Source organism: Lysinibacillus telephonicus (genome assembly GCF_003966145.1).
GTDB classification, from domain to species: Bacteria; Bacillota; Bacilli; order Bacillales_A; family Planococcaceae; genus Ureibacillus; species Ureibacillus telephonicus.
On sequence record NZ_RXNR01000030.1, the window covers coordinates 21539 to 47078 of the forward strand.

Here is a 25540-nt window from a genome sequence, read left to right on the forward strand (position 1 = left end):
CATGTTAGCAGATATAATTAATCCATATTTTTTACAAATCTTATCTTTTATACTAATAAATATACTTCTAGCAATAAGTGTATATGTACCATTATCCTCTGGGCAGCTATCATTAGGAAGTGCCGGTTTTATGGGAGTTGGTGCATATACATCTGCTCTATTGACTATTCATTTTGATATCCCACTTATTATCGGCATTCTAGCAGGTGCTTGTGTTGCTGGCATCCTTGGAATAATAGTAGGTATACCATCACTTCGCCTTTCAGGTGTTTATCTAGCGATTGCCACTTTAGGGCTTGGTGAAGTAATACGTGTAATTTTTGTTAACTGGGAATCATTAACTAAAGGTTCTATCGGATTAACGGGAATTCCGCAAATGGGTAGGGAAATATTAAATTTTGCAAAAGGATTTGGATTTGACCCAGCAATGATTGGACTTAAAAGCAACCAATTTGTTTATTTGGTTATTGTTCTTATCCTGCTGCTTTTAGTTATAGCAACCATTTGGTTTGTAGTACGTCAACAAAATTCGCGTGTGGGCAGGTCATTATCATCGATTCAGATGGATGAAAAAGCTGCTGAGTCAATGGGGATAAATATTACTTATTATAAAGTACTATCTTTCACACAAGGTGCATTTTTGGCAGGCTTGGCGGGTGCATTGTTTGCACATGTAATGGGTTATATTTCGCCTTCCGATTTTTCCTACCACCGTGCAGTAGAGATTTTAATTTTCACAGTTTTTGGAGGCAGTGAAGTTATTTTAGGAGCTGTTTTTGGAGCAACATTTTTAACGCTGGTTCCTGAAGTATTACGCTTTATTAGCGACTATCGATATATCATTTACGGAATAGTACTGATTATTTTAATGGCGGTGCGTCCTCAAGGTATTTTTGATATTCATCTATTAAATAGACTCAAAGGGTTAAAACGTTCAAAAGGAGGGGTACGTTAATGGTTCTTAAAATACAAAACGTCTCAAAAAACTTTGGCGGTATTAACGCTTTGAAAGATGTAACATTTTCAATCAATGAAGGGGAAATATACGGTTTAATTGGTCCAAACGGTGCCGGTAAAACGACGATGTTTAATTTAATTACTAATATCTTCGAACCAACTTCCGGAGAAATTATCTTTAATGGAGAAAATATTACTGCTTTAAAATCATATAAAATTACGGAAAAAGGGATTTGTCGTACGTATCAAAATATTCGCCTCTTTCCACAAATGTCAGCATTGAAAAATGTAATGGTTGGAGGTCATTGCCGCAGTAATGCTGGTGTATTTAGCAGTGTTTTTCGAACTAAATCACAACGCAAGGAAGAACAGGAACTAACAAAAAAAGCAGAAGAGCTTCTAGAATTAGTCGGCTTATTGGAATTTAAGGATACTTTTGCTGAAAATTTAGCTTATGGTCAGCAGCGAAGACTTGAGATTGCACGTGCATTAGCGAGCAATCCTAGTTTATTGCTGTTAGATGAACCAGCAGCAGGAATGAACGAAAAGGAAACGGATAGTTTATATGATTTAATTAAAATGGTGCAATCAATGGGTATTACAGTATTAATCATTGAGCATGATATGCCGCTTGTTATGAAGCTATGTGACCGAATAACAGTTCTTAACTTTGGAGAGAAATTGGCAGAGGGTACACCTGAGGAAATTCAATCGAATGAAGCAGTAATTGAAGCCTACCTCGGTAAGGAGGAGGAAGAAGAAATTGCTTAAATTAACAAATATAGAAACCTATTATGGTCAAATTCAAGCTTTAAAAGGGATAGATTTAGAAGTTAATGAAGGTAAAATTATTACACTTCTTGGTGCGAACGGTGCAGGCAAATCCACTACAATGAAGACAATTGCTGGATTATTAAAGCCTAAAAAAGGAACAGTAGAATTTTTAGGTGAAAATGTAACAGGCTTGCGACCTGATCAATTGCTGAGAAAGGGAATTGCACTAGTTCCTGAAGGCCGTGCTATTTTATCGACCATGACAGTTATTGAAAATTTGGAAATGGGTGCATACCACCGGAAAGATAAAGATGTAAAAGATGAAATAGAACATGTAATGCAACGTTTCCCAATCTTAAATGAGCGTCAGTCTCAGATGGCTGGTACATTATCAGGTGGGCAGCAGCAAATGCTGGCAATTGCCCGCGCTTTATTGTCTAAGCCAAAATTATTACTGTTAGATGAGCCTTCTATGGGTCTTGCTCCATTAATTGTCGCAGAAATTTTCAACATAATTAAGGAAATTAAGGAGGCAGGTACAACTGTTCTTCTTGTTGAGCAAAATGCAAAACAAGCATTGAAAATTGCTGATTATGGCTATGTTATGGAAACAGGGAAAATAATTATCGAAGGCAAAGCTTCGGACTTATTAGAAGACCCAAGAATTGTAGAAGCCTATCTAGGAAGAAAATCAACTTCTGATGACAAAATACCGAGCTAAAATAGCAGTTTAATCTATTTAAAAGGGATCCAAAAACTTGGATCCCCTTATTATTTTAACCTAATACAACCAAATCTTTTGTAAACTTCGTTAATACTTCAACACCTGACTCGGTTACGACAACATCATCTTCAATCCGAACGCCAGTTACTCCTTCTTTATAAACACCTGGTTCAATTGTAAATACCATTCCAGGTAATAGCTCCATTTCGTTCGTTCCAGTTACTGATGGGAATTCATGAACAGAAATTCCAAGACCGTGACCTAATCTATGTGTAAAATATTCTCCATAGCCGGCTTCAGTTATAGTATCGCGTGCAATTTTATCTAAATCCATGGCTTTAACACCCGGTTTAACTGCTGCAATGGCATTTTCATTTGCGCTGCGTACCGTGTTGTAAATAGATTTTTGTTCTTCTGATGGCTCACCAAAAGCAACAGTTCGAGTAATATCTGAACAATAACCTTCGTATATAACTCCTAAATCGAATAAAATCATATCGCCCTTTTGGATTTTGCGGCTCCCAGGTGTTCCGTGTGGAGATGCAGTTTTTGGTCCTGAAAGGACCATCGTATCAAACGACATACTGCATCCTTTTTCTTTAATGGCATTTTCAATTGCAGTTAAAATTTCCATTTCAGTTTTTCCTTCTGCAATTTCTTTGCACCCTACTTCTATTGCATAGTCTGCAAGTCTAGCAGCTTCTCGCATTTTCTCTAGTTCAGAATCGTCTTTAACTACACGCATATCGTTTATTTTGTCGTCGAGGCGGGCAAAATTTGCTTGTGGATAAACTGCTTGCAATGCTTCTAGACGTTCTACTGTTAAGTGTGATTTTTCAATCGCTAAAGTCGCAATCTCCACATTACGTGATTTTACAGCATCTGCAAGTTTGTCCCATGCGTTATCAGTATCTAAGTGTCCAACTGTCTCATAAGTCCAGCCAGAAGCTTTAGCATCGGGAACTTCCATTTGCGGACAAATTAATAATGGTTCTGCCTCCTTGAATATCATCACACCAAGTAAGCGTTCATGAGGGTTGCTTTTAAAGCCTGAAAAATAAAAAACATTATCAGGTGTAGTAATAAAAGCTGCATCATACTCATGAAGCTGTAAATAACTTTGCAAATTTTGAAGTTTATTCATAAAAAATCCTCCTCAAGAGATGTATGTCTAATAGTATAGCAAAAAGAAGGAAAAAAAGGGTTCGAAATAGAATAATGTTATTGAAGTGAAACGTTAAGGAGGATAAATAATGGAATTATCTTTTCATGGACATTCAATTGTCAAAATAAAAACGAATGGCACGAATATTATTATCGATCCATTTATTCGTGGAAATAATATGACAGACTTAAAAGTAGAAGAAGAATCACCAGATGTTATCCTGCTAACTCATGGGCATAATGATCACGTAGGAGATACAGTAGAATTAGCAAAGGCAAATAATTCATTGGTAGTAGCTCCTAATGAACTTGCAAACTATTTATCATGGCAAGGAGTAAATGCTCATCCTATGCATATTGGTGGTTCTTATCAATTTGACTTTGGGAAGGTGAAATATACACAAGCATTCCATGGATCTTCTTATGTAACAGAAAACAATGAGATCATTTATACTGGTATGCCAGGTGGAATTTTATTTTATGCTGAAGGGTTAACTATTTATCATGCAGGAGATACAGCCCTTTTTGGCGATATGAAGCTTATCGGAGAAAGAAACGAAATTGACGTTGCTTTTATACCTATTGGCGATAACTTTACGATGGGTCCTGAGGATGCAGCTTATGCAGTTTCCTTATTAAAACCAAAAACAGTAGTACCGATTCATTACAATACATTCCCTCTTATTAAACAAGATCCAAAAGTATTTGCTGAATTAGTAAAAGAAAGTGAAGTGCAAATATTAGAAGCAGGTGGAACAGTAGTTTTATAATGGAATAAAGATTTTAAAGTTGACAAAAGACAGCTTCCATCAGTTTATGTAGTCTATTATTGCAGATTGAAAGGGGTTGACCAAAAAGTTGTTTTGGACAACTCCTTTTCACTGTTCATTAAAATGTTTAATTTTAAACAATATTATAGGCTCCTTTTATCAATACATAATTGAAATATGTTACACTAATGGCAAGTAAGATAGATGAGAAATAGGTGATTACCGTGTCAACAAAACATGAGAAAATATTACAGTACATCGAATCATTGCCAGTTGGCGATAAAATTTCAGTACGTCAAATTGCAAAGGAAATGCAAGTAAGTGAAGGTACAGCATATCGTGCAATTAAAGAAGCTGAGAATCGTCGTTTAGTAAGCTCAATTGAACGTGTTGGAACGATTCGAATTGAAAAAAAGAAAAAAGAAAATATTGAACGCTTAACTTTTGCTGAAATAGTAAATATTGTGGACGGGCAAGTTTTAGGTGGTAAATCGGGGTTACATAAAACTTTAACTAAATTCGTTATTGGTGCAATGCAGTTAGATGATATGATGCGCTACACTGATGCAGGGAGCCTCTTAATAGTCGGGAACCGTTTTAAAGCACATGAAAATGCACTAAAGGCTGGCGCTGCTGTGCTAATTACAGGTGGCTTTGATACAACGGAGGAAAACAAAAGACTCGCAGACGAATTAGAGCTGCCCATCATTTCGTCAAGCTACGATACATTTACAGTAGCCACGATGATAAACCGTGCAATCTATGACCAATTAATTAAAAAAGACATTTTATTAATCGAAGATATTTATGTTCCGATAGAGGAAACAGCAACATTGAAAAATACAGATTTGATTGCTGATTTCCATAATTTAAATTTAAAAACTTCCCATGGAGCTTTCCCTGTTGTAACAGGAGCCAATAAATTAGTGGGGATGATTACAGTAAAGGACGTTATCGGTAAAGAGGAATCAGAATCAATTGATAAAGTTATGACAAAAAATCCGATTTCCGGATCGATGAAAACAAGTGTTGCTTCTGCTGGTCACCGAATGATTTGGGAAGGAATTGATTTACTGCCTATCGTAAATGATGAAGGTATTCTTAAAGGTGTCATCAGTCGGCAAGATGTGTTGAAAGCATTGCAGCATGCACAAAGACAGCCTCAGCATGGTGAAACAATTGATGATTTAGTGAAAAGTGAAATCAAAGTGTTAGGCGAAGAGGATGTAGTAGTTGAATTTACAGTTACCCCGCAAATGACTAACCAATACGGTGCTATTTCTTATGGCGCCTTTACTACTCTTCTCTCTGAAGTCGGTTCATTCGCGTTAAAAAGAAGAAAACGAGGGGATGCGGTTGCAGAAAATATGACAATATACTTTCTTAAACCAATCCAAATGGAAAGTGTGCTAACTGTAGTTCCACATATTTTAGATATGAGTCGAAAATTTGTAAAAATGGATTTCGATATCTATAATGAGACAACCCTAGTTGGTAAAGCAATGATGATGTTCCAATTATTAGAACGATAATTAAAAGCGGAAGCGCCCCGGTTAGCCCCGCGTCGGCAAGAGCGCCCCGTCCTGTGGCATCGCCGACATGACTCACATCGTGTGAGCCTCAAGCGCTGGCCGACAAAAACGCCATATCGCATGTCTTGTCGGGCTTGCACATCCGTGTGCGGCGGATGGCCCGAATCGAAAGCGTCTTTCAAGCTTTCGACCGAGGGACAGAAGCGACCTCGAGGGGCTTGCGCGCTGAAGCTAGACAATATTCAAAAAAGCTACACTTTGCAACCTTAAAAGAAAAAAGGGTGATCCCAAATTTTATGTTTTGGTTCACCCATCCTAATTATTATTTATTAAGTTCATACTCTTCTTGGACAAATCGTCCTTCATGACGAGCACGTTTAAAGTTGGAGTAAGCTTCCATAAACCCTACAACGATGAAAACCGTAGCAATTGCAAATCCCACTAGAGTTGGATAAATAATGCATGTATTTAACCCGAAAGCAATTATAAACATACCTAATGCTACACCTGCTTTTGCTTTATACCATTTTTTACGAATGGGTAAAGTAGAACGGAATTGTTTTGTTTTATAATAAAAATAAGCAGCAAATGATAAAACAATTAAAAATACGAAAATATAATTTAACATTTTAAACCTCCCATAAAAGCAACACACTGAATTTATTGTAACGATTTTTTTAGAAAAATGCTAACACATAACAAAAAAAATAGAGATAATAGGGGGAAATCCATTTTGAAACGACAAATCATCGACAAAATTGAACAGTATGATACAATTATCATTCACCGCCACGTGCGACCAGATCCGGATGCATACGGTTCCCAAATCGGACTAAAAAAATTATTAGAGATAAACTATCCAAATAAATCAATTTTTGCAGTAGGTATGCATGATCATACGTTAGACTTTCTAGCAAGTCCTGATGAAATTGAGGATGAAGTATTTCAAAATGCACTAGTTATCGTAACAGATACAGCAAATACAGATAGAATTGATGATTCACGTTATTCAAAAGGAGCTTTCCTAATAAAAATTGATCATCACCCAAATGATGATGCTTACGGTGATTTACTATGGGTTGATACAAATGCAAGCTCATGCAGTGAGATGATCTATGAGTTGTTTATGGAAGGGTCTGAATATAAAAATTGGCAATTGTCCGATGCAGCTGCTCGATTGCTGTTTGCCGGTATCGTAGGGGATACAGGGAGATTCTTATATCCAAGTGCATCAGTAAAAACTTTTGAGATTGCTGGTCAATTGATTCGTAATAACTTTGATCGCAATGAAGTGTTTAATGGATTATATGAAAAGGATCCAAACCTACTTCAGCTTCAAGGTTATATGTATCAAAATTTTGATATGGATGATAATGGAGCTGCCTATATAAAACTATCAAAAGAAATATTGCAGAAGTTTCAAGTAACACCTTCTGACACATCATTATTAGTAGGATCGTTAAGTAATATTAAAGGCGTAAAAGCGTGGGTAATTTTAGTTGAAGAAACAGATCAAATTCGAGTTCGATTACGTTCGAAAGGCCCTATTATTAATGAGTTAGCGAAAAGATACCATGGCGGGGGACACCCGCTTGCTTCAGGTGCAACAGCTTTTTCTTGGGAAGAGGCTGACCGTGTTATTGAAGATTTAAAAGAAATTTGCCGCAATTATAAATAAAACTGGAGGGATGAAGTTTTGACAGTCGCATATCCACAAATACGAACAAGTGCAGATTTATTGAAAAGTACAATTCGTATTGAAGAGCTCATCCCTTTTTTAAAAAATCAAAAGGCAGAAGCATGTGCAATGGTAAATACGAAATTGTACGGGCTTTTGCCTTTTTGGCGTGCGATGAAAGATGCTGGGGTGCATCCTGTTATCGGATTAGCTGTACGGGTTCAATATACAGAGACGCTTTCATTACCACTTATTATTTATGCTAAAACAAACGAAGGCTATAAAAACTTGTTGAAAATTTCGAGCAGTATATCGATTCGACAAGATGAAATGCTCCCTTGGCGATGGCTGGTAGCATACTCAAAAGGGTGTGCAGTTGTACTTCCTGTTCTAGAAGAAGAAGCAATTTGGCTTCAAGATAGCAATTTAACATATGTACAGCAGGTCTATGAAGTATTCCAAAATAATCTACATATAGGGATATCACGAAGTGGAGGGGTAATTTCAGCTTTTGAAGAGAAAGCGGTTAGATTAAGTGAGCATTTTCAAATTAAATGTATGGCCATCCATGAATGTTTATTTATGTCTGAAGAGGATCATTTTGCATTTGAAGTAGCCCGAGCAATTGAAACAGGGATTAAGCTTAACGAATCGGAACATAATGGGCATATGTATCAATATATTCCAACATCAGAGCAATGGCATGCATGGTATAAGGATCGACCGCAATGGCTTGAGGAAAGCAAAAGGCTTTTACTTAGCTGTAAGGTAGAATTATCTTATAACGTACACTACATGCCGAAGTTTCCATTAAATGAAGGGCAAACAGCAGAAAATGTCTTAGCAGAAATGGCATTACATGGCTTGAAAGCTCGTTTACAAACAGAATCTCCACATGAAGTGTATATGAAAAGATTGCAATATGAATTGCAAATCATTAATTCGATGGGATATGCAGATTATTTCCTAATTGTTGCAGATTTTATGAGTTTTGCACGAAAATCGGCAATTCTAACAGGACCTGGACGCGGTTCTTCAGCAAGCTCGCTTGTTGCTTATTGTCTTCATATCACACAAGTAGATCCAATAAAATATGGTTTGCTGTTTGAACGATTTTTAAATCCTGAACGTGTAACGCTTCCAGATATTGATATTGATTTTGTTGATACAAAGCGGCAAGAAGTTATTCAATATGTGTCTGAGAAATATGGAAAGCAATATGTTGCCCAAATTATTACGTTCGGTACATTGTCGGCCAAAGCCGTTGCAAGAGATGTTGCAAGGATGTTTAATTTTGAAAGTGAAACACTTGCAATGATTTCCAAGCTTATTCCAAATAAGCTTGGGATTACATTGCATGAAGCTTATCAAACTTCTGAGCCGCTTAGAAATTGGATTGAAGCAGAACAAATACGGAAGCGATGGTTTGATACTGCGAAAAAACTAGAGGGATTACCTAGAAATGCATCAACACATGCAGCAGGTGTAGTATTAAGTCCTATTCCATTAGTAGAAGTTATTCCAATTGAAAACGGACATGATGGCATTTATTTAACTCAATGGCCTATGCAAGAGGTAGAGCAAAGCGGATTATTAAAAATGGACTTTTTAGGTCTTAGAAATTTAACGATTTTAGAAAATATCAGGCAATCGATATATTATACCCAGCGAAAATGGATTGATTTTAATCAAATTCCATTGGACGATGAAAAAACGTTCCAGCTTTTGCAAAAAGGTGACACAACGGGAATATTTCAGCTTGAATCTGATGGGATGAAAAATGCTTTGCAAGAGATTAAACCTACAGAATTTTTAGATATTGTTGCCGTTAATGCGCTCTATCGTCCAGGGCCAATGGAATTTATCCCAGTCTATGCAAGACGAAAAGCAAGGATGGAGCCTGTTGTTATGCCGCATCCTGTACTAGAACCTATTTTGAGTGAAACTTATGGCGTTATTGTGTACCAAGAACAAATTATGCAAATTGCCCACATATTCGCTGGATTTACAATAGGAGAGGCAGATTTACTTCGAAGAGCAGTTAGTAAAAAGAAGCGGGAAGTTCTTGAACAGCAGCAATCATCCTTCGTAAAAGGAGCTGTTGCAAAAGGCTTTCCAGAACAAGTTGCAAAAGAGGTTTATGCATTAATCGTTCGGTTTGCAGATTATGGATTTCCGAAAAGCCATGCTGTTGCGTATAGCTTAATCTCATACCAAATGGCATATTTAAAAGCGAACTACCCTGCGAACTTTTACGCAGCTTTAATGACAAATGCAATCGGGAATCAAGAAAAATTGTTTCAATTAATAGTGGAAGCTAGAAATAAAGGAATTGAAATTTTAAGACCTTCTATTCAAAAAAGTTTAAGAATTTTCACAGTAGAAAATGGCAAAATTCGATTTAGTCTTTCTGCTATTAAAGGAGTACCTCAGCCTTTCCTGCAAAAGCTAATGGAAATTCGAAAATTGAAAGAACAACAATTTGAGGACATATTTGACCTTGCTGTTAGTCTAAGTGGCCTTTATTTTAATCGAAAAGCAATAGAGCCGTTAATCAAATCAGGTGCTCTTGATGATTTCAGAAGAGATAGAGCCACTCTGCTAGCTACTATTGAAGCTGCTGAAAAACATGCTGCGCTAGTTCGCCCGACTGAAGAAAATGATTTATTCTCTGCCGACGGTTTTTTATTTGGGAAACCAAAGTATATACAGGCTGAATCGATACCAGATAAAATCAAACTTCAATTTGAAAAAGAAGTATTAGGTTTTTATTTGTCGGAGCATCCTGTAGCACTTGAGCGTACGAAATTTCAAGATATTAATTGCACAGTGCAAACAATACGCAATGCACGGCCAAATACGTTTATAAAGTTTGTTGGGATGGTTGAATTAATTCGTCAAATTAGAACGAAAAAAGGTGAATTAATGGCCTTTGTACAATTACAGGATGAATATGGCTCTGTTTCTGCAACTCTTTTTCCACAACAGTATAATGAGGTAATTGGGTGGATGAAAGAAGATCGGATTGTTTATGTCGAAGGTGTTTTAGAAGTTAGAAATAGCAGTCCGCAAATTAAGGTAAAAATAATGAAAAATAGTCAGTGACGAGAAAACTTAAGAATGAAATACAAAAAACTGTGTTTTAAAACACAGTTTTTTCTTTACAAAGAGTTTTTTGTTCTGTATGCTTAATTCAAAAGTGGTCAGACCACTTTCCATTTCCATTGATTGGATATATGAATACTGGTGCAAATAGGAGTATATTATTATTTCTTTTGCGTGCGAGGTGCTTATGGATACAAAAACGGAGAATAAAAAAGTATTTTTGAAGATTGTAAAACATTTGCGCGAGCTAATTAAGTCCGAGGGCATACAGCCTGGTGATAAACTTCCATCTGAGCGAGTACTGTCTGAACGTTTAAATGTTGGGCGCTCTTCTGTTAGAGAAGCATTAAGAAGCTTGGAGCTGCTAGGTCTTATTGAAACAAGACACGGTGGGGGAACTTTTTTAGCAGTAGTGCAGTCGCATCAATTAGTCGAAATACTTGCTTCCTTTATTTTACAAGAAAATAAATCCATAGAAGATGTCCATACCACTAGAAGAATGCATGAAAAAGAGGCAATTCGAGTTATATGCTCTGATCGGTCATTACGAAATTTACCTGTTTGGGAAAGCTTATTCATGAAGCTAGAAGTAGATAATGATGTTATTCGAAATGATATTTTAAAAGAGCTAATTATTGCCTCTGGAAATCGACTTGCATTAAAAATATGGCTTCAACTCGCAGCATATAGTACAAAACCATTAAAACAACCAACGACAGTCGACGAGAAATTGAAGCTTCAAATGCTTTTAAAATCATTGCAATTAGGATATGAAAAAGAAGCACTTGAAGCTTACGAAGATTGGATGAACTATTTAAGAAATTCTATTTTATAAACCACTAAGGGGGAAAAGCAATGGCAATACGAAATTTATTATCATTAAACAAAAAGAAACAAAAAGGCGTCATTGTTGATCGAAATAAAGAGAGCTCCTTTCCTGCAGATTTAATGACAAAATGTCCTGAATGTAAAAAAATCTATTTAACCAAAGAGCTGGAAAATAATTTAAAAGTATGTCCACATTGTGATTATCATAATAAAATGACAGCTTGGGAACGGGTCTCTATTTTTATTGATGAAGGTACGTTTGAATCTTTTGATGGAAATTTAAGAACTTCAAATCCATTAAAATTCCCATCATATTTAGAGAAAGTAGAAATAGATGCTCTAAAAACAGGTTTAAATGAGGCTGTTTTAACGGGTATTGGCAACGTGAAAGGCGAACAAGTTGTTGTAGCAATTATGGATTCACATTTCCGAATGGGATCAATGGGCTCTGTTGTTGGTGAGAAAATTACACGAGCTATTGAAAAAGCTACAGAACTTAAATTGCCATTTATAATCTTTACAGCGAGTGGTGGAGCACGAATGCAGGAAGGGGTTATTTCCCTTATGCAAATGGCAAAAACAAGTGTTGCTCTTAAGCGTCATAGTGATCTTGGGTTGCTATTTATATCTGTTATGACTCATCCAACTACTGGGGGGGTTTCAGCAAGCTTTGCATCATTAGGTGATTTAAATATTTCAGAACCACAAGCTCTAATAGGATTTGCTGGACGACGAGTAATCGAACAAACGGTACGTGAAAAACTGCCTGATGATTTCCAAACAGCAGAATTTTTACTTGCTCATGGCCAATTAGATGCGATTTTCCATAGAAAAGAAATGCGCGATAAAATTGCTACTCTAGTGAAAATGCATAGTAAGGGGGGAGTATCTCATGTCTAAAACGCTTGGTTTTGAGGAACCTGTTATAAAACTACGTGAAAAAATCGATGAATTAAAAGAAATTGCTAAAACTGCCGATGTTGATATGACTGGAGAAATTGAAACTCTTGAAACAAGGCTTAAACAGTTGGAAACACAGATATACTCCAATATGGAGCCTTGGGATCGTGTTCAAGTAGCAAGACATCCAATGCGTCCAACTACATTAGAATATATTGAAGAAATTTGCACGGATTTTATTGAATTACACGGCGATCGTTCATATGGGGATGACGAGGCAATTGTAGGAGGTATAGCGTTCTTTGATGGACAACCTATTACAATTATTGGTCATCAACGAGGAAAAACAACGAAGGAAAATATCCGCCGCAATTTTGGTATGCCGCATCCTGAAGGATACCGAAAAGCGCTTCGTTTAATGAAACAGGCTGAAAAATTTGGTCGTCCAATTATTTGTTTTATCGATACAAAGGGAGCATATCCTGGCAAGGCTGCTGAAGAGCGTGGTCAAAGTGAAGCAATAGCAAAAAACCTTTTCGAAATGGCAGGCTTAAAGGTGCCGGTTATAAGTATTGTAATTGGTGAAGGGGGAAGTGGAGGAGCTTTAGCACTTGGGGTTGCAAATAAAATCTTTATGCTAGAAAACTCTACTTATTCTGTAATCTCACCTGAGGGTGCTGCATCTATATTATGGAAGGATGCAAGCTTAGCAAAACAAGCCGCTGAAGCGATGAAAATCACTGCATATGATTTAAAAGAAATGGATATTATTGATGGTATAGTACCTGAAGTATCAGGTGGTGCCCACCGAGATTTACAAGCCCAAGCAAAATCATTAAAAGATTGCATTTCATCAGCACTAAACGAGCTGAACTCGCTATCAGAAATAGAATTAATTGAAAATCGTTATGATAAGTTTAGAAAGATTGGGCAATTTATTGAGTTAGAAGAAATGTAAATTTAAAATGACAAAATCCAAAAAGGGTTTTGTCGTTTTTTTCTGACATATAGTAAAATAATATCATGTATTGTTTATATTAGTTGAACTTCCAATTTAACCAAAATATCTTCATTCGTTCAGGTTTTATGTAAAATGCGCAGTATAGAGCTTAAAACTCAATCTTAGTAGATGGGGAGATTTCCCCTTAAATGCTAATGATATTAAGAGGTTCTTAGGTTAAAAGGACTTCCTAATTTGGCAACACTTAAGCAATCAATATCATTATTGCATGCAAAAAACTAAACGAAATTATACCTAGTAGTAATTGATTGTTATTTTTGTAAAAAGATTGTGTTAAGTTATATGTATAACTTACAATGGAAGATTTTTATGCTAATGTGTTTAATAAGAGAGGTTTTTTTAGGAGGGGCTGGAGAATTATGAAAAGGATAGCCGTTTTAACAAGTGGGGGAGATTCACCTGGAATGAATGCGGCGATTCGCGCGGTCGTTCGTAAAGCGAATTTCCATGGTGTGGAAGTAATGGGAATTTATCACGGTTATGAGGGATTTATTGAAGGCAGAATGGAGCTTTTAGATTTAGGCTCGGTTGGAGGAATCATTCAACGTGGAGGAACAAAACTATTTTCTTCTCGATGCCCACAATTTAAAGAGGACAAGTATCAGCTTCAAGGTATTAAAAAGATGGAAGAAGCAGGTGTGGAGGGTCTCGTTGTAATTGGCGGCGACGGTTCTTATCGAGGTGCAATGGAGCTAACGAAAAAGGGTTTTCCATGTGTTGGCGTCCCAGGAACGATAGATAATGATATTCCCGGAACAGAGTATACAATTGGATTTGATACTGCACTTAATACAGTGATTGATTCTATCGATAAAATCCGTGATACAGCAACAAGTCATGAAAATTCTTTTATTGTGGAAGTAATGGGAAGAGATGCCGGCGATATCGCCTTATGGGCAGGACTAGCTGCCGGTGCTGAGTCGGTATTAATTCCTGAGGAGCAATATGATATTGATGATATTATCTCCCGTATTCAACGTGGTAGCGCACGTGGAAAAAAACATAGTATTATTATTGTTGCAGAAGGTGTCATGTCGGGTAGTGAACTAGCGAGAATATTGAAAGAAAAAGCAAATATTGTAACAAGAGTATCTGTATTAGGACATATTCAACGAGGAGGATCCCCTTCAGCAAGGGATCGAGTTTTAGCCGGCCGTTTAGGAGCTAAAGCAGTAGAAGTTTTATTAGAGGGTCGAAGTGGTAGAGCAGTAGGTATAAAAAATCATCAAGTTATTGATTATGATTTAGAAGAGGCGTTTACGAAGAAACATAAAGCAGATGTAAGCCTTTATACATTATCAAAAGAACTTTCAATATAATAACTATAGAAAAACGGAGAGAAAAATATGAGAAAAACAAAAATAGTATGTACAATTGGTCCAGCAAGTGAATCGCCAGAAATGCTTGAAGAATTAATAAAAGCGGGTATGAACGTTGCAAGATTAAACTTTTCCCATGGCAATCATGAAGAACATGCTGTACGCATCGCAACAATTCGTGATGTTGCGGAAAGATTAAATAAAACGGTTGGTATATTACTTGATACAAAAGGGCCGGAAATTCGTACACACACAATGGAGAACGGTGAATTACATTTATCACAAGGGCAAGTAATTGATATTTCTATGACAGAAGTTGTTGGAAATGAAAAAAGTTTTTCAGTTACGTATGAGAACCTAATTGATGATGTAGATCAAAATGACAAGATTTTACTTGATGACGGATTAATTGAACTTCGGGTTTTAGCTAAAGATAAAGAAAAAGGTTTAATTCATACTATTGTAGAAAATGCTGGGGTACTAAAAAATAAAAAAGGCGTTAATGTGCCAGGAGTATCTGTAAAACTCCCAGGTATTACAGAAAAAGATGCTCAAGATATACTATTTGGTATAGAACAAGGAGTAGACTTTATTGCAGCTTCCTTCGTACGTACGTCAAAAGATGTACTTGAAATTCGTGAACTATTAGAGCAAAACGGCGGCAGCCATATCCAAATCATCCCGAAAATTGAAAACCAAGAGGGCGTTGACAATATTGATGAAATTATTCAAGTGTCAGATGGTCTTATGGTTGCCCGCGGGGATTTAGGGGTAGAAATTCCTGCTGAAGAAGTTCCACTTGTACAAAAAACATTAATTAAAAAATGTAATCAAGTAGGAAAACCTGTAATTACTGCTACTCAAATGCTAGATTCAATGCAGCGCAATCCTCGCCCTACTCGTGCTGAAGCAAGTGATGTTGCGAATGCCATTATAGATGGTACTGATGCAATCATGCTTTCAGGTGAAACGGCAGCAGGTTTATATCCAGTTGAATCTGTACGCACTATGAATAAAATTGCAGAGTACACTGAGAATTCGTTGGATTATCGTTCAATAGTAGCAACTCGCAGTAAAGAAAAAGGTACAACGATGACAGAAGCCCTTTCTCAAGCTGTAGCATATACTTCAATTAATTTAGGTGTAAAAGCAGTGCTGGCACCAACATCAAGCGGTACAACTGCAAGAATGATTGCAAAATACCGTCCTGGTGTACCTATTATTGGGATTACAAACCATCGTTCAACAGCACAACAATTAACACTTGTTTGGGGTGTAACACCAATCATTACACCAAGAGTAACAACAACAGATGAAATATTAGAATTATCAGTAGACGAATCGTTAAAACATAATTATGTAGATCATGGCGATGTAGTAATTATTACTGCCGGAGTTCCAGTAGGTGAAGCTGGTACAACGAACTTAATGAAAGTACATGTAATTGGGGATTTATTAGCAAAAGGCCAAGGTGTAGGAAAACTATCCGTTGTAGGAAACGCGATTGTTGTGAAAAATGCTGAAGAAGCATCTGCATACGATACAGAAGGTTGCATTTTAGTAACAGTTTCAACTGATCGTGAAATGATGCCAATTATCGAGCAGTGTGCGGGTATTATTACTGAAGAAGGTGGATTAACAAGCCACGCCGCTGTTGTTGGACTAAGCTTGGGAATTCCAGTTATAGTTGGAGTAAAAGAAGCAACAACATTAATTCGACACGGACAAGAGATTACAATGGATGCCGAAACAGGTGTTGTATATAAAGGACACGCTAGCGTTCTTTAATAATATAATGAATTTTGTTAAAGCTATCTAAAAGCTTGGTCATATAATAATTCAACTACTAATAAAATTATCAATCTGCTCATTTTATTAACTTTAAAAATGAGCAGATTTTTATTTTCACTAATACTTTGTTGGAGTACTTATGACGCTGGGCTTCGATGCAAATAACTTCACAAACATAATTCAACTATTAGAAAAGCAACGATGTACAATTCTCATATATAAAACAGTAAGATGTTTTAAACAGCTAAATCTTTATTAAAATAGAATTCATGAAACTTTTAGCCTAACAAATCGTATATAATAATATAGAAAAGCATCTACTCAATTGGAGGGTATTAATTGAAAAAATTAATGGGTGGATTAATCGCTATAGTTTTAATAGAAATTGCCATCTTCATATTGATAGGCAACATAATAGGTGTTTTTAATACGCTGTTATTAATTTTACTAACGAGTGTAATCGGTATAACTGTTGCAAAAAAACAAGGTATACAATCAGTACAGAATATACGAAATAGTATTGCAGAAGGTATGCCCCCAGGTGTTGCAATGATCGATACATTTATGATTTTTGTTGGCGGTGCTTTATTAGCCTTGCCGGGGTTTTTAACTGATATATTAGGATTTGCTTTTATTTTCTCGTTTACAAGAAAACTATTCAAACCAATGATTTATTATTGGCTGCGAAAAAAGCTTAAAAATGGACAAGTTTTCATTATTCATAGATAGATTTTTGCTTTAATTTTACAGCAATAAGTAAAAGAAATGGGCTTAATAAAATTCCGTAAACACCAAAGATGAGGATCGAGGCAGCACTGATGAAAAATGTATGGACCGTTCGTAAATGAAATGTCGAAGCCCAAAGCAACGATTCAGCAATCTGCCTCGTTATTTGTATAAAGATGTAAAGAATGAACAACGCAAAACATAAAAAGCTTTCGCCAATTGCGAAAAAATAAATTGCAATAGGTATTAGAAAAAGACCGATACCAAAAAACGGCAATGCATCCGCTAAAGAAATTAAAAATGATTTATTTATCGGATGCTCAAATTGAAGAAGAGCAAGTCCAATGCTTAATAAGAAAAATGTAATGATAAACAGTTGAAATTCTACATATAGAAAATAGCCAAAAAGACTTGTTGCTTTAATGAAATACTGTTTCCATTCATCACGATATTGCTTTGGAACATAAATGAAAAACCAATATCTATTTTTTCTAGACTCAAATAATGAAAAAAAGAATGACACGACAAAGATAAATAATTCAATTACATACCCCATTATATCTTGTAATACATTTGCTAGTCCCAAAATGGCAGAGTCGATATATGATAATGATTTGTTAAATATAGTTTCTAGCAAGATATTATCTCCTGAATTCAAAATATCTAAGTTTTGTACTTGATCTTTCACTTCAGGATATATTGAGATGATGCTTTGGACTGTAATATAAAAAAAAGTATAAACTGATATAAAAATAAATACTGAAATAAAGATTGCGCTTAATATGTATGGAATCCTCAACCGCTTATGGCAAAAGTTTATAATAGGATAGAGGAAATACGCAAAAAAGATTGCAATTGAAACAGGCAAAATAAGCCATAATATAACGAAGTAAACAATCAAGATTAAAAATTTTACACTGTTTTTGTAAGGAAAAAAATTTATTTTATTCGTTTGCAAATCTGTCACCTCTATTTTATGTAATTGATATCTCGTTCATCTTAAAATATTCTCTTTAATTACCAATTTTCATCCCCTATTCAGTTTTTTCTTAATTTAATCCAATTTCATTCACAAAGACGTCAAAATTTATTATAATAATCAATGTAAGCGATTTACTTATAGGTTCATTGAGCAGAACACTTTTAGTGCTTCATGTTGAAGAAAGAAAGCACTTACACTAAAAAATTATGAGGGAGCGATTTTTTATGACAGCAACACGTGGTTTAGAAGGTATCGTAGCAGCGGAATCTAAAATCAGTTCAATTATTGACGACACACTTACATACGTTGGCTATAATATTGATGATTTAGCAGATAACGCTACATTTGAAGAAGTAGTATATTTACTATGGCATACACGTTTACCAAAAGAAGATGAGCTAGCTGAGTTAACGAAACAACTAGCTGAAAATGCTGAAGTACCTCAAGCTATCTTCGATCAATTTAAATCATATCCATTACAATCAGTTCACCCAATGGCAGCTCTTCGTACAGCTGTATCATTATTAGGTGTTTTTGATGAGGAAGCAGACGACATGTCTCCAGAAGCAAACTATCGTAAAGCAATTCGCCTACAAGCGAAAATTGCAACAGTAGTTACTGGGTTCTCTCGTATCCGTAGAGGTTTAGAACCAGTTGCACCAAAACCTGAATTAGGATATGCTGCAAACTTCTTATATATGTTACATGGCAAAGAGCCACAAGCAATTGAAGTAGAAGCATTCAATAAAGCGTTAGTATTACATGCTGACCACGAATTAAACGCTTCAACATTCACTGCTCGTGTATGTGTAGCAACATTATCTGATGTATATTCTGGTATTACAGCTGCAATCGGTGCATTAAAAGGACCACTTCACGGTGGTGCAAACGAGCAAGTAATGAAAATGTTATCTGAAATCGGTTCAATCGATAAAGTTGAATCTTGGGTTCAAAATAAATTAGATAACAAAGAAAAAATCATGGGCTTCGGTCACCGCGTATATCGTAAAGGAGACCCACGCGCAAAACATTTACGTGTAATGTCTGAAAAGTTAACTAAATTAACTGGTAAACCAGAACTTTATGATATGTCAGTAAAAATTCATGACATGGTTGTTGGTCAAAAAGGTCTTCCAGCAAACGTTGACTTCTTCTCAGCATCTGTATATGATTCACTAGGCATTGAGCATGATTTATTCACACCAATCTTTGCTGTATCTCGTACATCAGGTTGGGTAGCACATATCTTAGAACAATATGCAAATAACCGCTTAATTCGTCCACGTGCAGAATATGTTGGACCAGGAATGCAAAAATACGTTCCAATTAATGAGCGCTAATCAAAAAAATATGCTAAAATTGTCAAGGACTGTGTTTTAGCATAAATTAGTCGGCTAAAACGCCGACTAATTTATGTAAAACGCTCCGGTGAGTGTTACAGATTTTATATCGTCTTCGTGCGATACAAAATTTTGATGCAGTTGCCGAGGCGTAATGGATTAAAAACACAGTCCTAGACTTATGAATTTAGGAGGCAACTTAAATGACTAAAATTGTAGTAGAAAATGGCGTACTTCAAGTGCCAAATAACCCAACAATTCCTTTCATTGAAGGTGACGGAATTGGTCCAGATATCTGGGCTGCAGCATCTCGTGTTATCGACGCAGCTGTTGAAAAAGCTTATAACGGTGAAAAGAAAATTGAATGGTTAGAAGTTCTAGCTGGTGAAAAAGCATTCAACCAAACTGGTGAATGGTTACCACAAGAAACTTTAGATAAAATCAATGAATATTTAATCGCAATTAAAGGACCTCTTACTACTCCAATCGGTGGCGGTATTCGTTCCCTAAACGTAGCATTACGTCAACAACTTGATTTATATGTATGCTTACGTCCAGTACGTCACTTTGATGGTGTTCCTTCTCCAGTTAAACGCCCTGAAGATGTTGATATGGTTATTTTCCGTGAAAACACTGAAGATATCTATGCTGGTATTGAATACGAAGCAGAATCTCCAGAAGCTAAAAAACTTATTAACTTCTTACAAACTGAATTTGGTGTAAACAAAATTCGTTTCCCAGAAACTTCTGGTATTGGTGTAAAACCTGTTTCTAAAGAAGGTACTGAGCGTCTAGTGCGTTCTGCTATCGAGTATGCAATTAAACATAACCGTCCTTCTGTAACATTAGTACACAAAGGTAACATCATGAAATTCACTGAAGGTGGATTCAAAAAATGGGGTTACGAATTAGCTGAACGTGAATATGCTGATAAAGTATTCACTTGGAACCAATACGATGCAATTAAAGCAGAACAAGGCACTGAAGCTGCTAACAAAGCTCAAGCTGATGCTGAAGCTGCTGGTAAAATCATCGTAAAAGATTCTATCGCTGATATCTTCTTACAACAAATTTTAACTCGTCCAACTGAATTTGATGTTGTTGCTACAATGAACTTAAATGGTGACTACATTTCTGATGCATTAGCTGCTCAAGTTGGTGGTATCGGTATCGCTCCAGGTGCTAACATTAACTACGTAACTGGTCATGCGATTTTCGAAGCTACTCACGGTACAGCTCCAAAATATGCTGGATTAGATAAAGTAAACCCATCATCAGTTTTACTTTCTGGCGTATTAATGCTTGAACACCTAGGTTGGCAAGAAGCTGCAGATTTAATTACAAAATCTGTAGAAAATACAATTTCTTCTAAAGTTGTAACTTACGACTTCGCTCGTTTAATGGAAGGCGCTACTGAAGTTAAATGTTCTGAATTCGCTAATGAATTAATTAAAAATCTTTAATTCATAAACTTTAATTTTAAAAGTTAAATAATATATATGGGCAGCTTTTGTAAATAAAGTCATTACTTTATAAACGAAAGGCTGCCCATTTTTATATTGATTTTAATTGGCTATTGTATCAAAATTTATATAAAGGGGAATAATTTAACAGTCAACCTTTAAAATGCTTTTTTAAATTTCTAAAAGGAGCGTTTACAAAATGTCAATGAAACGAAAAAAAATCTCTGTAATCGGCGCAGGTTTTACGGGTGCAACAGCTGCATTCTTAGCAGCACAAAAAGAGCTGGGAGATATTGTACTTGTTGATATCCCTCAAGCTGAAAATCCAACAAAGGGAAAAGCTTTAGATATGTGGGAAGCTGCTCCAGTTCAAGGATTCGATTCATATGTTATAGGTACTTCGAATTATGAAGATACGGCTGATTCTGATTTAGTAATTATTACGGCAGGTGTTGCTCGTAAACCAGGAATGAGCCGCGATGACCTAGTTCAAATCAATCAAAAAGTTATGAAATCAGTATCTGGAGAGATTGCAAAGTATTCTCCAAACTCTACGATTATCGTCTTAACAAACCCTGTTGATGCTATGACTTACACAGTGTACAAAGAAACTGGATTTCCTAAAAACCGCGTAATCGGTCAATCTGGTGTTCTCGACACGGCTCGTTTCTGTGCATTTGTTGCTGAAGAGCTTAACATTTCAGTAAAAGATATTACAGGCTTCGTATTAGGTGGACACGGTGATACGATGGTGCCTCTTACTCGATACTCATTTGCTGGTGGTATTCCATTAGAAACATTAATCCCCCCACAACGATTAGAGGAAATTGTTCAGCGTACACGTACAGGCGGCGGTGAAATAGTTAATTTACTCGGTAATGGATCTGCTTACTATGCTCCTGCAGCTGCATTAGTTGAAATGGCAGAAGCGATCATCAAAGATCAAAAACGTATATTACCGTCAATTGCTTATTTAGAAGGCGAATATGGTTATGAAGGAATTTATCTTGGTGTTCCAACTTTACTTGGCGCCAACGGTATTGAAAAAATATTCGAGCTTGAATTAACGGATAAAGAAAAAGAAGCTTTAGATATATCAGCTCAAGCTGTTCGAGATGTAATGGCTATATTGACTTAATAAATTTAGATTAAGGTGAGTGGGATAATATCCTGCTCTTTTTTTATTAATTGAGCTTAATGAAGCACTTGTCGGGCAAGTGGGGCACTTCCGCTTTTCTAATATGTCTAGTTCCGCGCGTTAGCCGCTCGAGTCGCTTCGACTTCTTCCTACGCATGCAAGCATGCTAGTCAGAAGTCTCCAGAGTAAGTCGCGGCTGAACGAACGCGCTCCACTTTTCTTAAATGTCTAGCTTCAGTGCCCAGCCCCTCGAGGTGCTTCAGTCCCTCGGTCGAAAGCTAGAAAGATGCTTTCGATTCGGGCCTTCCAGCACTTGTCGGGGCTAAGCAGGGCACTTCCGCTTTTCTAATAACATTGTTATTTTTCGAAAAAATTGATACTATGAAAGTAATCTCAAAATAAAGGGGTTGCTGAATTGTTGCTACGAAAGGGTATGAAAATTGGAAAGAAGATTGATGAAATAATTGTTGGTGACAGATTTCAGATTACGGAAAAAATTGAAGATAAAGATTTACTATTGTATTTAGGTTTGACTAATGATAGTAATCCACTATATGTTCAACATGATTATGCCGTAGAAACACCATACAAAAAACCACTTGTTCCTATTATTATGTTAAATGGAATCATCACTTCTGCCATATCCAAACATATGCCGGGTCCTGGTTCTCATATCCGTGAACAAAATTTAGTATATTTAGAGCCTGTATATCATTATGAAACAATTGAAATATTGATGGAAGTTCAACATATCAATAAATCAGAAAATCTAGTCGATATATATGTAACTGCATATAAAGAAAAAAATACACCTGTGATTGAAGGGATTTTAAAGGTGTATCCTCCTTATTAAAAGTTTTATGTACTGATTTGAGATGGGGGTTTCAAATCAATATTGGAGAGGAAATGTTTTATGTCAAAAACAATTTTAGTCGTAGAAGATGAAGTTTCAATTGCAACTCTATTAAAGTACAATCTTGAACGTGTAGGTTACGAAGTGCTGCTTGCTCATGATGGTAAAGTTGGTCTGGATATGGCAATCGAAAATTCTCCTGATTTAATTCTTTTAGATTTAATGCTGCCAACAATGGATGGGATGGAGGTTTGCAAAGAATTGCGCAGTCAAAAGCGTAATATTCCAATCATTATGTTAACTGCTCGTGACGATGAATTTGATAAAGTATTGGGATTAGAGCTTGGGGCAGATGATTATATGACAAAACCATTTAGTCCCCGCGAAGTGATTGCTCGAGTGAAAGCTGTTTTGCGTCGCTTTGTACCTGTTCAAAATCAAGAACAAGATGAAAATGAAGCGAATTATTACCAATATGGAAAATTACAAGTATATCCTGATCGATTTGAGGCATTTTTAGATAATGAGCCATTAGAATTTACTCCAAAAGAATTTGAGCTTCTAGTCTACTTGCTTGAGAATAAAAACCGAGTATTAACTCGTGATCAGCTTTTAAGCGCAGTATGGAATTATGATTTTGCTGGTGATACTCGAATTGTAGATGTTCATATAAGTCATTTGCGTGACAAAATAGAGGAAAATAGTCGTAAACCAATGTTTATTAAAACAATTAGAGGAATAGGCTATAAATTCGAGGAGCCGAAAAACGTATGAAATCATACAATAACCGATTATTTGTAAATTTCATTATATTAACCGGTTCAATTTTAGCTGTCCTTGGCTTTGTCTTAGGTCAGCTTTTTCCGTTCTACATTGAGAGTTACTTCTCAAAAAATAATATTGATTTAAGTGCAGATCAAATAGATCAGGTTAGGAAGCAATTTTCATTTATCATAACGTTTTTAATTTTTTTGGCATTTGCCCTAATTAGTTTTGTTGCAAATAATCTATTACGCAACTTATTAGACCCAATTGAAAATATTACACAAACTGCTCGCGAATTAACAAAAGGGAATTATCGTTCAAGAGCCTATGCAATCGGCCCTGCTAGTATTGTTGAATTAAGAAATTCGATTAATATATTAGCTCGAAATCTACAAGAAATCGAGAAAATACGTGAAATAGAAGAGGAACGCTTAAAAACTTTAATTGAAAATATGGGCAGCGCGTTAATTATGATTGATCGTGAAGCAACAGTTTCCATTGTAAACCGTCAATTTTTAGATGGTTTTGAATTAACGATTGATGAAGTAAAGGGAAAAAATTTTTTAACACTGGGATTACCAGTTGAATTAGAAAAATTTATTGATCATGTATTTTTAACGGAGTTGCCTTACCGGAAGCAAATTGAAATAGAAGTACAGCAAGAAATCCAATATAAACAAGTATATGGAGCCCCTGTAGTTGGCGAGCACGGGCGATGGTTAGGCGTAGTTATTGTCATGCATGACATTTCCGAGCTGATTCGTCTTGAACAAATCAGAAAGGATTTTGTAGCAAATGTTTCTCATGAATTACGGACGCCAATTACATCGATTAAAGGCTTTTCAGAAACTTTATTAGATGGTGCGTTTAAAGATGAGAAAATGTTAATTTCATTTTTAGAAATAATTTATCAGGAAAGCAATCGTCTCCAAATGCTGATTCAAGATCTATTGGAATTATCAAAAATAGAACAGCACGGTTTTTCTGTGGACATTGCACCAACAAGTCTACAAGAAGTATTAATTCGTGCAGTTGAGTTAACTAGTCCACGTCTAGATGAAAAAAATATGCAATTTAACGTAGATATTGTCCGAGACGTAATGGTAATGGGCGATTTTAACCGACTTATTCAGGTGTTCACAAATCTTATTACGAATTCGATAACGTATTCTCCAGAAGACACAACAATTACACTACGAATAAAAGAAAATAATGAATATGGAATTATTGAAGTAGAGGATCAGGGAATGGGAATTGAGAAGGGTGAAATTCCCCGTATTTTTGAACGCTTTTATCGAGTTGATAAGGCGAGAAGCCGCAATTCTGGTGGAACAGGATTAGGATTGGCGATAGTGAAGCATTTAATTGAAGCTCATAATGGTAAAATTACAGTAGAAAGTACTGTTGGGGTTGGAACATGTATGAAAGTATCGATACCACTTTACAAATGAATTTAACAATACATTTACAATGCTGTTATTTTAACTTCATACTTTTAGAATAATATTGTTTATAGAAACCCCCCTGTTTCAGATTTAGTAATTTTAAAATGTTAATGCTTGAAGGAAATGCCCCTATTTTTAGGGGCATTCAGGTTGTTGACAAAAGACCTTCAGAATGGGCTTATTCTGAAGGTCTTTTGTAATTTTAATAGATTATTGGGTATTTAACCGACTTATTTGGGGTAAAAACACTCTTCGAGTATTATAT

At 35.9% G+C, this 25540-nt stretch carries 22 protein-coding genes; 19 read left to right on the plus strand and 3 right to left on the minus strand.

The features are described 5' to 3' along the window. Position 1: 1 nt before the first annotated feature. Genes EKG35_RS11665 through EKG35_RS11675 form a run of 3 tightly spaced genes read left to right on the plus strand, consistent with a single transcriptional unit; the run spans position 2 to position 2452 of the window. Positions 2–955, plus strand: coding sequence for a branched-chain amino acid ABC transporter permease (locus EKG35_RS11665; RefSeq protein WP_126294634.1), 954 nt, complete (start codon positions 2–4; stop codon positions 953–955). Further along, positions 955–1728, plus strand: coding sequence for an ABC transporter ATP-binding protein (locus EKG35_RS11670; RefSeq protein WP_126294635.1), 774 nt, complete (start codon positions 955–957; stop codon positions 1726–1728). The genes EKG35_RS11665 and EKG35_RS11670 overlap by 1 nt, the downstream gene beginning before the upstream one ends. Continuing rightward, positions 1721–2452: an ABC transporter ATP-binding protein gene (locus EKG35_RS11675; RefSeq protein WP_126294636.1), complete on the plus strand. Its 732-nt coding sequence runs from the start codon at positions 1721–1723 to the stop codon at positions 2450–2452. Before EKG35_RS11670 ends, EKG35_RS11675 begins: the two co-directional genes overlap by 8 nt. Before the next feature lie 55 nt (positions 2453–2507). On the opposite strand, the gene EKG35_RS11680 is transcribed toward EKG35_RS11675, so the two are convergent. Continuing rightward, positions 2508–3599 (minus strand): M24 family metallopeptidase, encoded by a 1092-nt coding sequence (locus EKG35_RS11680; RefSeq protein WP_126294637.1) that lies wholly within the window; start codon positions 3597–3599, stop codon positions 2508–2510. Between the two features lie 109 nt (positions 3600–3708). Between EKG35_RS11680 and EKG35_RS11685 the strand changes: the two genes are divergently transcribed. Further along, complete coding sequence (locus EKG35_RS11685) at positions 3709–4389, plus strand: metal-dependent hydrolase (RefSeq protein ID WP_126294638.1); 681 nt, start codon at positions 3709–3711, stop codon at positions 4387–4389. A 224-nt stretch (positions 4390–4613) separates the two neighbouring features. After that, positions 4614–5921 (plus strand): DRTGG domain-containing protein, encoded by a 1308-nt coding sequence (locus tag EKG35_RS11690; RefSeq protein ID WP_126294639.1) that lies wholly within the window; start codon positions 4614–4616, stop codon positions 5919–5921. 322 nt (positions 5922–6243) lie between these two features. Here the strand turns inward: EKG35_RS11690 and EKG35_RS11695 are convergent, their stop codons facing one another. Continuing rightward, positions 6244–6549: a YtpI family protein gene (locus EKG35_RS11695; protein ID WP_126294640.1), complete on the minus strand. Its 306-nt coding sequence runs from the start codon at positions 6547–6549 to the stop codon at positions 6244–6246. Positions 6550–6654: 105 nt separating this feature from the next. Between EKG35_RS11695 and EKG35_RS11700 the strand changes: the two genes are divergently transcribed. The 8 genes from EKG35_RS11700 (at position 6655) to EKG35_RS11735 (ending at position 17292) form a co-directional block, all read left to right on the plus strand. Beyond that, positions 6655–7599, plus strand: coding sequence for a DHH family phosphoesterase (locus EKG35_RS11700; protein WP_126294641.1), 945 nt, complete (start codon positions 6655–6657; stop codon positions 7597–7599). A gap of 18 nt (positions 7600–7617) precedes the next feature. Beyond that, entirely contained in the window at positions 7618–10704 is a 3087-nt protein-coding gene (gene dnaE / locus EKG35_RS11705) for a DNA polymerase III subunit alpha (protein WP_126294642.1), read from the plus strand. A gap of 187 nt (positions 10705–10891) precedes the next feature. Then, positions 10892–11539, plus strand: a complete 648-nt coding sequence (locus tag EKG35_RS11710) for a FadR/GntR family transcriptional regulator (protein WP_126294643.1) — start codon at positions 10892–10894, stop codon at positions 11537–11539. Positions 11540–11559: 20 nt separating this feature from the next. Continuing rightward, positions 11560–12432 (plus strand): acetyl-CoA carboxylase, carboxyltransferase subunit beta, encoded by an 873-nt coding sequence (gene accD, locus EKG35_RS11715; RefSeq protein ID WP_126294644.1) that lies wholly within the window; start codon positions 11560–11562, stop codon positions 12430–12432. Continuing rightward, a complete protein-coding gene (accA, locus tag EKG35_RS11720; protein ID WP_126294645.1) occupies positions 12425–13390 on the plus strand; it encodes an acetyl-CoA carboxylase carboxyl transferase subunit alpha in 966 nt (321 codons plus the stop codon). The genes accD and accA overlap by 8 nt, the downstream gene beginning before the upstream one ends. A 422-nt stretch (positions 13391–13812) precedes the next feature. Continuing rightward, positions 13813–14772 carry a 6-phosphofructokinase gene (pfkA, locus tag EKG35_RS11725; RefSeq protein ID WP_126294646.1) on the plus strand — a complete coding sequence of 320 codons (960 nt, stop codon included), beginning with the start codon at positions 13813–13815 and terminating at the stop codon, positions 14770–14772. Between the two features lie 27 nt (positions 14773–14799). Then, on the plus strand, positions 14800–16560 hold the full coding sequence (gene pyk, locus EKG35_RS11730; protein ID WP_126294647.1) for a pyruvate kinase: 1761 nt from the start codon (positions 14800–14802) through the stop codon (positions 16558–16560). A gap of 342 nt (positions 16561–16902) precedes the next feature. Further along, positions 16903–17292 (plus strand): FxsA family protein, encoded by a 390-nt coding sequence (locus tag EKG35_RS11735; protein ID WP_126294648.1) that lies wholly within the window; start codon positions 16903–16905, stop codon positions 17290–17292. Here the strand turns inward: EKG35_RS11735 and EKG35_RS11740 are convergent. Next, positions 17279–18256: an AI-2E family transporter gene (locus EKG35_RS11740; protein WP_246020329.1), complete on the minus strand. Its 978-nt coding sequence runs from the start codon at positions 18254–18256 to the stop codon at positions 17279–17281. The genes EKG35_RS11735 and EKG35_RS11740 overlap by 14 nt on opposite strands. Positions 18257–18495: 239 nt before the next feature. On the opposite strand from EKG35_RS11740, the gene citZ reads away from it, so the two are divergent. From citZ to pnpS, 6 genes are all read left to right on the plus strand, one after another. Continuing rightward, positions 18496–19611 carry a citrate synthase gene (gene citZ / locus EKG35_RS11745; RefSeq protein WP_126294649.1) on the plus strand — a complete coding sequence of 372 codons (1116 nt, stop codon included), beginning with the start codon at positions 18496–18498 and terminating at the stop codon, positions 19609–19611. A 203-nt stretch (positions 19612–19814) separates the two neighbouring features. Beyond that, the gene (icd, locus tag EKG35_RS11750) at positions 19815–21074 is read left to right on the plus strand and encodes an NADP-dependent isocitrate dehydrogenase (protein ID WP_126294650.1); all 1260 of its coding nucleotides are present in this window, start codon (positions 19815–19817) and stop codon (positions 21072–21074) included. 199 nt (positions 21075–21273) lie between these two features. Beyond that, positions 21274–22212: a malate dehydrogenase gene (gene mdh / locus EKG35_RS11755; protein WP_126294651.1), complete on the plus strand. Its 939-nt coding sequence runs from the start codon at positions 21274–21276 to the stop codon at positions 22210–22212. A gap of 418 nt (positions 22213–22630) precedes the next feature. After that, entirely contained in the window at positions 22631–23065 is a 435-nt protein-coding gene (locus EKG35_RS11760) for a MaoC/PaaZ C-terminal domain-containing protein (RefSeq protein WP_126294655.1), read from the plus strand. Between the two features lie 60 nt (positions 23066–23125). Beyond that, on the plus strand, positions 23126–23839 hold the full coding sequence (locus EKG35_RS11765; RefSeq protein ID WP_126294652.1) for a response regulator transcription factor: 714 nt from the start codon (positions 23126–23128) through the stop codon (positions 23837–23839). After that, the gene (pnpS, locus tag EKG35_RS11770; RefSeq protein ID WP_126294653.1) at positions 23836–25281 is read left to right on the plus strand and encodes a two-component system histidine kinase PnpS; all 1446 of its coding nucleotides are present in this window, start codon (positions 23836–23838) and stop codon (positions 25279–25281) included. The genes EKG35_RS11765 and pnpS overlap by 4 nt, the downstream gene beginning before the upstream one ends. Positions 25282–25540 lie beyond the last annotated feature (259 nt).

What these genes read in the sequence shown, in the direction of transcription:
- mdh (WP_126294651.1), top strand. Translation starts at nt 21,274, where the DNA reads ATGTCAATGAAACGAAAAAAAATCTCTGTAATCGGCGCAGGTTTTACG.
- citZ (WP_126294649.1), top strand. Translation starts at nt 18,496, where the DNA reads ATGACAGCAACACGTGGTTTAGAAGGTATCGTAGCAGCGGAATCTAAA.
- pnpS (WP_126294653.1), top strand. Translation starts at nt 23,836, where the DNA reads ATGAAATCATACAATAACCGATTATTTGTAAATTTCATTATATTAACC.
- pfkA (WP_126294646.1), top strand. Translation starts at nt 13,813, where the DNA reads ATGAAAAGGATAGCCGTTTTAACAAGTGGGGGAGATTCACCTGGAATG.
- EKG35_RS11695 (WP_126294640.1), bottom strand. Translation starts at nt 6,549, where the DNA reads ATGTTAAATTATATTTTCGTATTTTTAATTGTTTTATCATTTGCTGCT.
- accD (WP_126294644.1), top strand. Translation starts at nt 11,560, where the DNA reads ATGGCAATACGAAATTTATTATCATTAAACAAAAAGAAACAAAAAGGC.
- EKG35_RS11670 (WP_126294635.1), top strand. Translation starts at nt 955, where the DNA reads ATGGTTCTTAAAATACAAAACGTCTCAAAAAACTTTGGCGGTATTAAC.
- EKG35_RS11765 (WP_126294652.1), top strand. Translation starts at nt 23,126, where the DNA reads ATGTCAAAAACAATTTTAGTCGTAGAAGATGAAGTTTCAATTGCAACT.
- accA (WP_126294645.1), top strand. Translation starts at nt 12,425, where the DNA reads ATGTCTAAAACGCTTGGTTTTGAGGAACCTGTTATAAAACTACGTGAA.
- pyk (WP_126294647.1), top strand. Translation starts at nt 14,800, where the DNA reads ATGAGAAAAACAAAAATAGTATGTACAATTGGTCCAGCAAGTGAATCG.
- EKG35_RS11680 (WP_126294637.1), bottom strand. Translation starts at nt 3,599, where the DNA reads ATGAATAAACTTCAAAATTTGCAAAGTTATTTACAGCTTCATGAGTAT.
- icd (WP_126294650.1), top strand. Translation starts at nt 19,815, where the DNA reads ATGACTAAAATTGTAGTAGAAAATGGCGTACTTCAAGTGCCAAATAAC.
- EKG35_RS11685 (WP_126294638.1), top strand. Translation starts at nt 3,709, where the DNA reads ATGGAATTATCTTTTCATGGACATTCAATTGTCAAAATAAAAACGAAT.
- EKG35_RS11710 (WP_126294643.1), top strand. Translation starts at nt 10,892, where the DNA reads ATGGATACAAAAACGGAGAATAAAAAAGTATTTTTGAAGATTGTAAAA.
- EKG35_RS11665 (WP_126294634.1), top strand. Translation starts at nt 2, where the DNA reads ATGTTAGCAGATATAATTAATCCATATTTTTTACAAATCTTATCTTTT.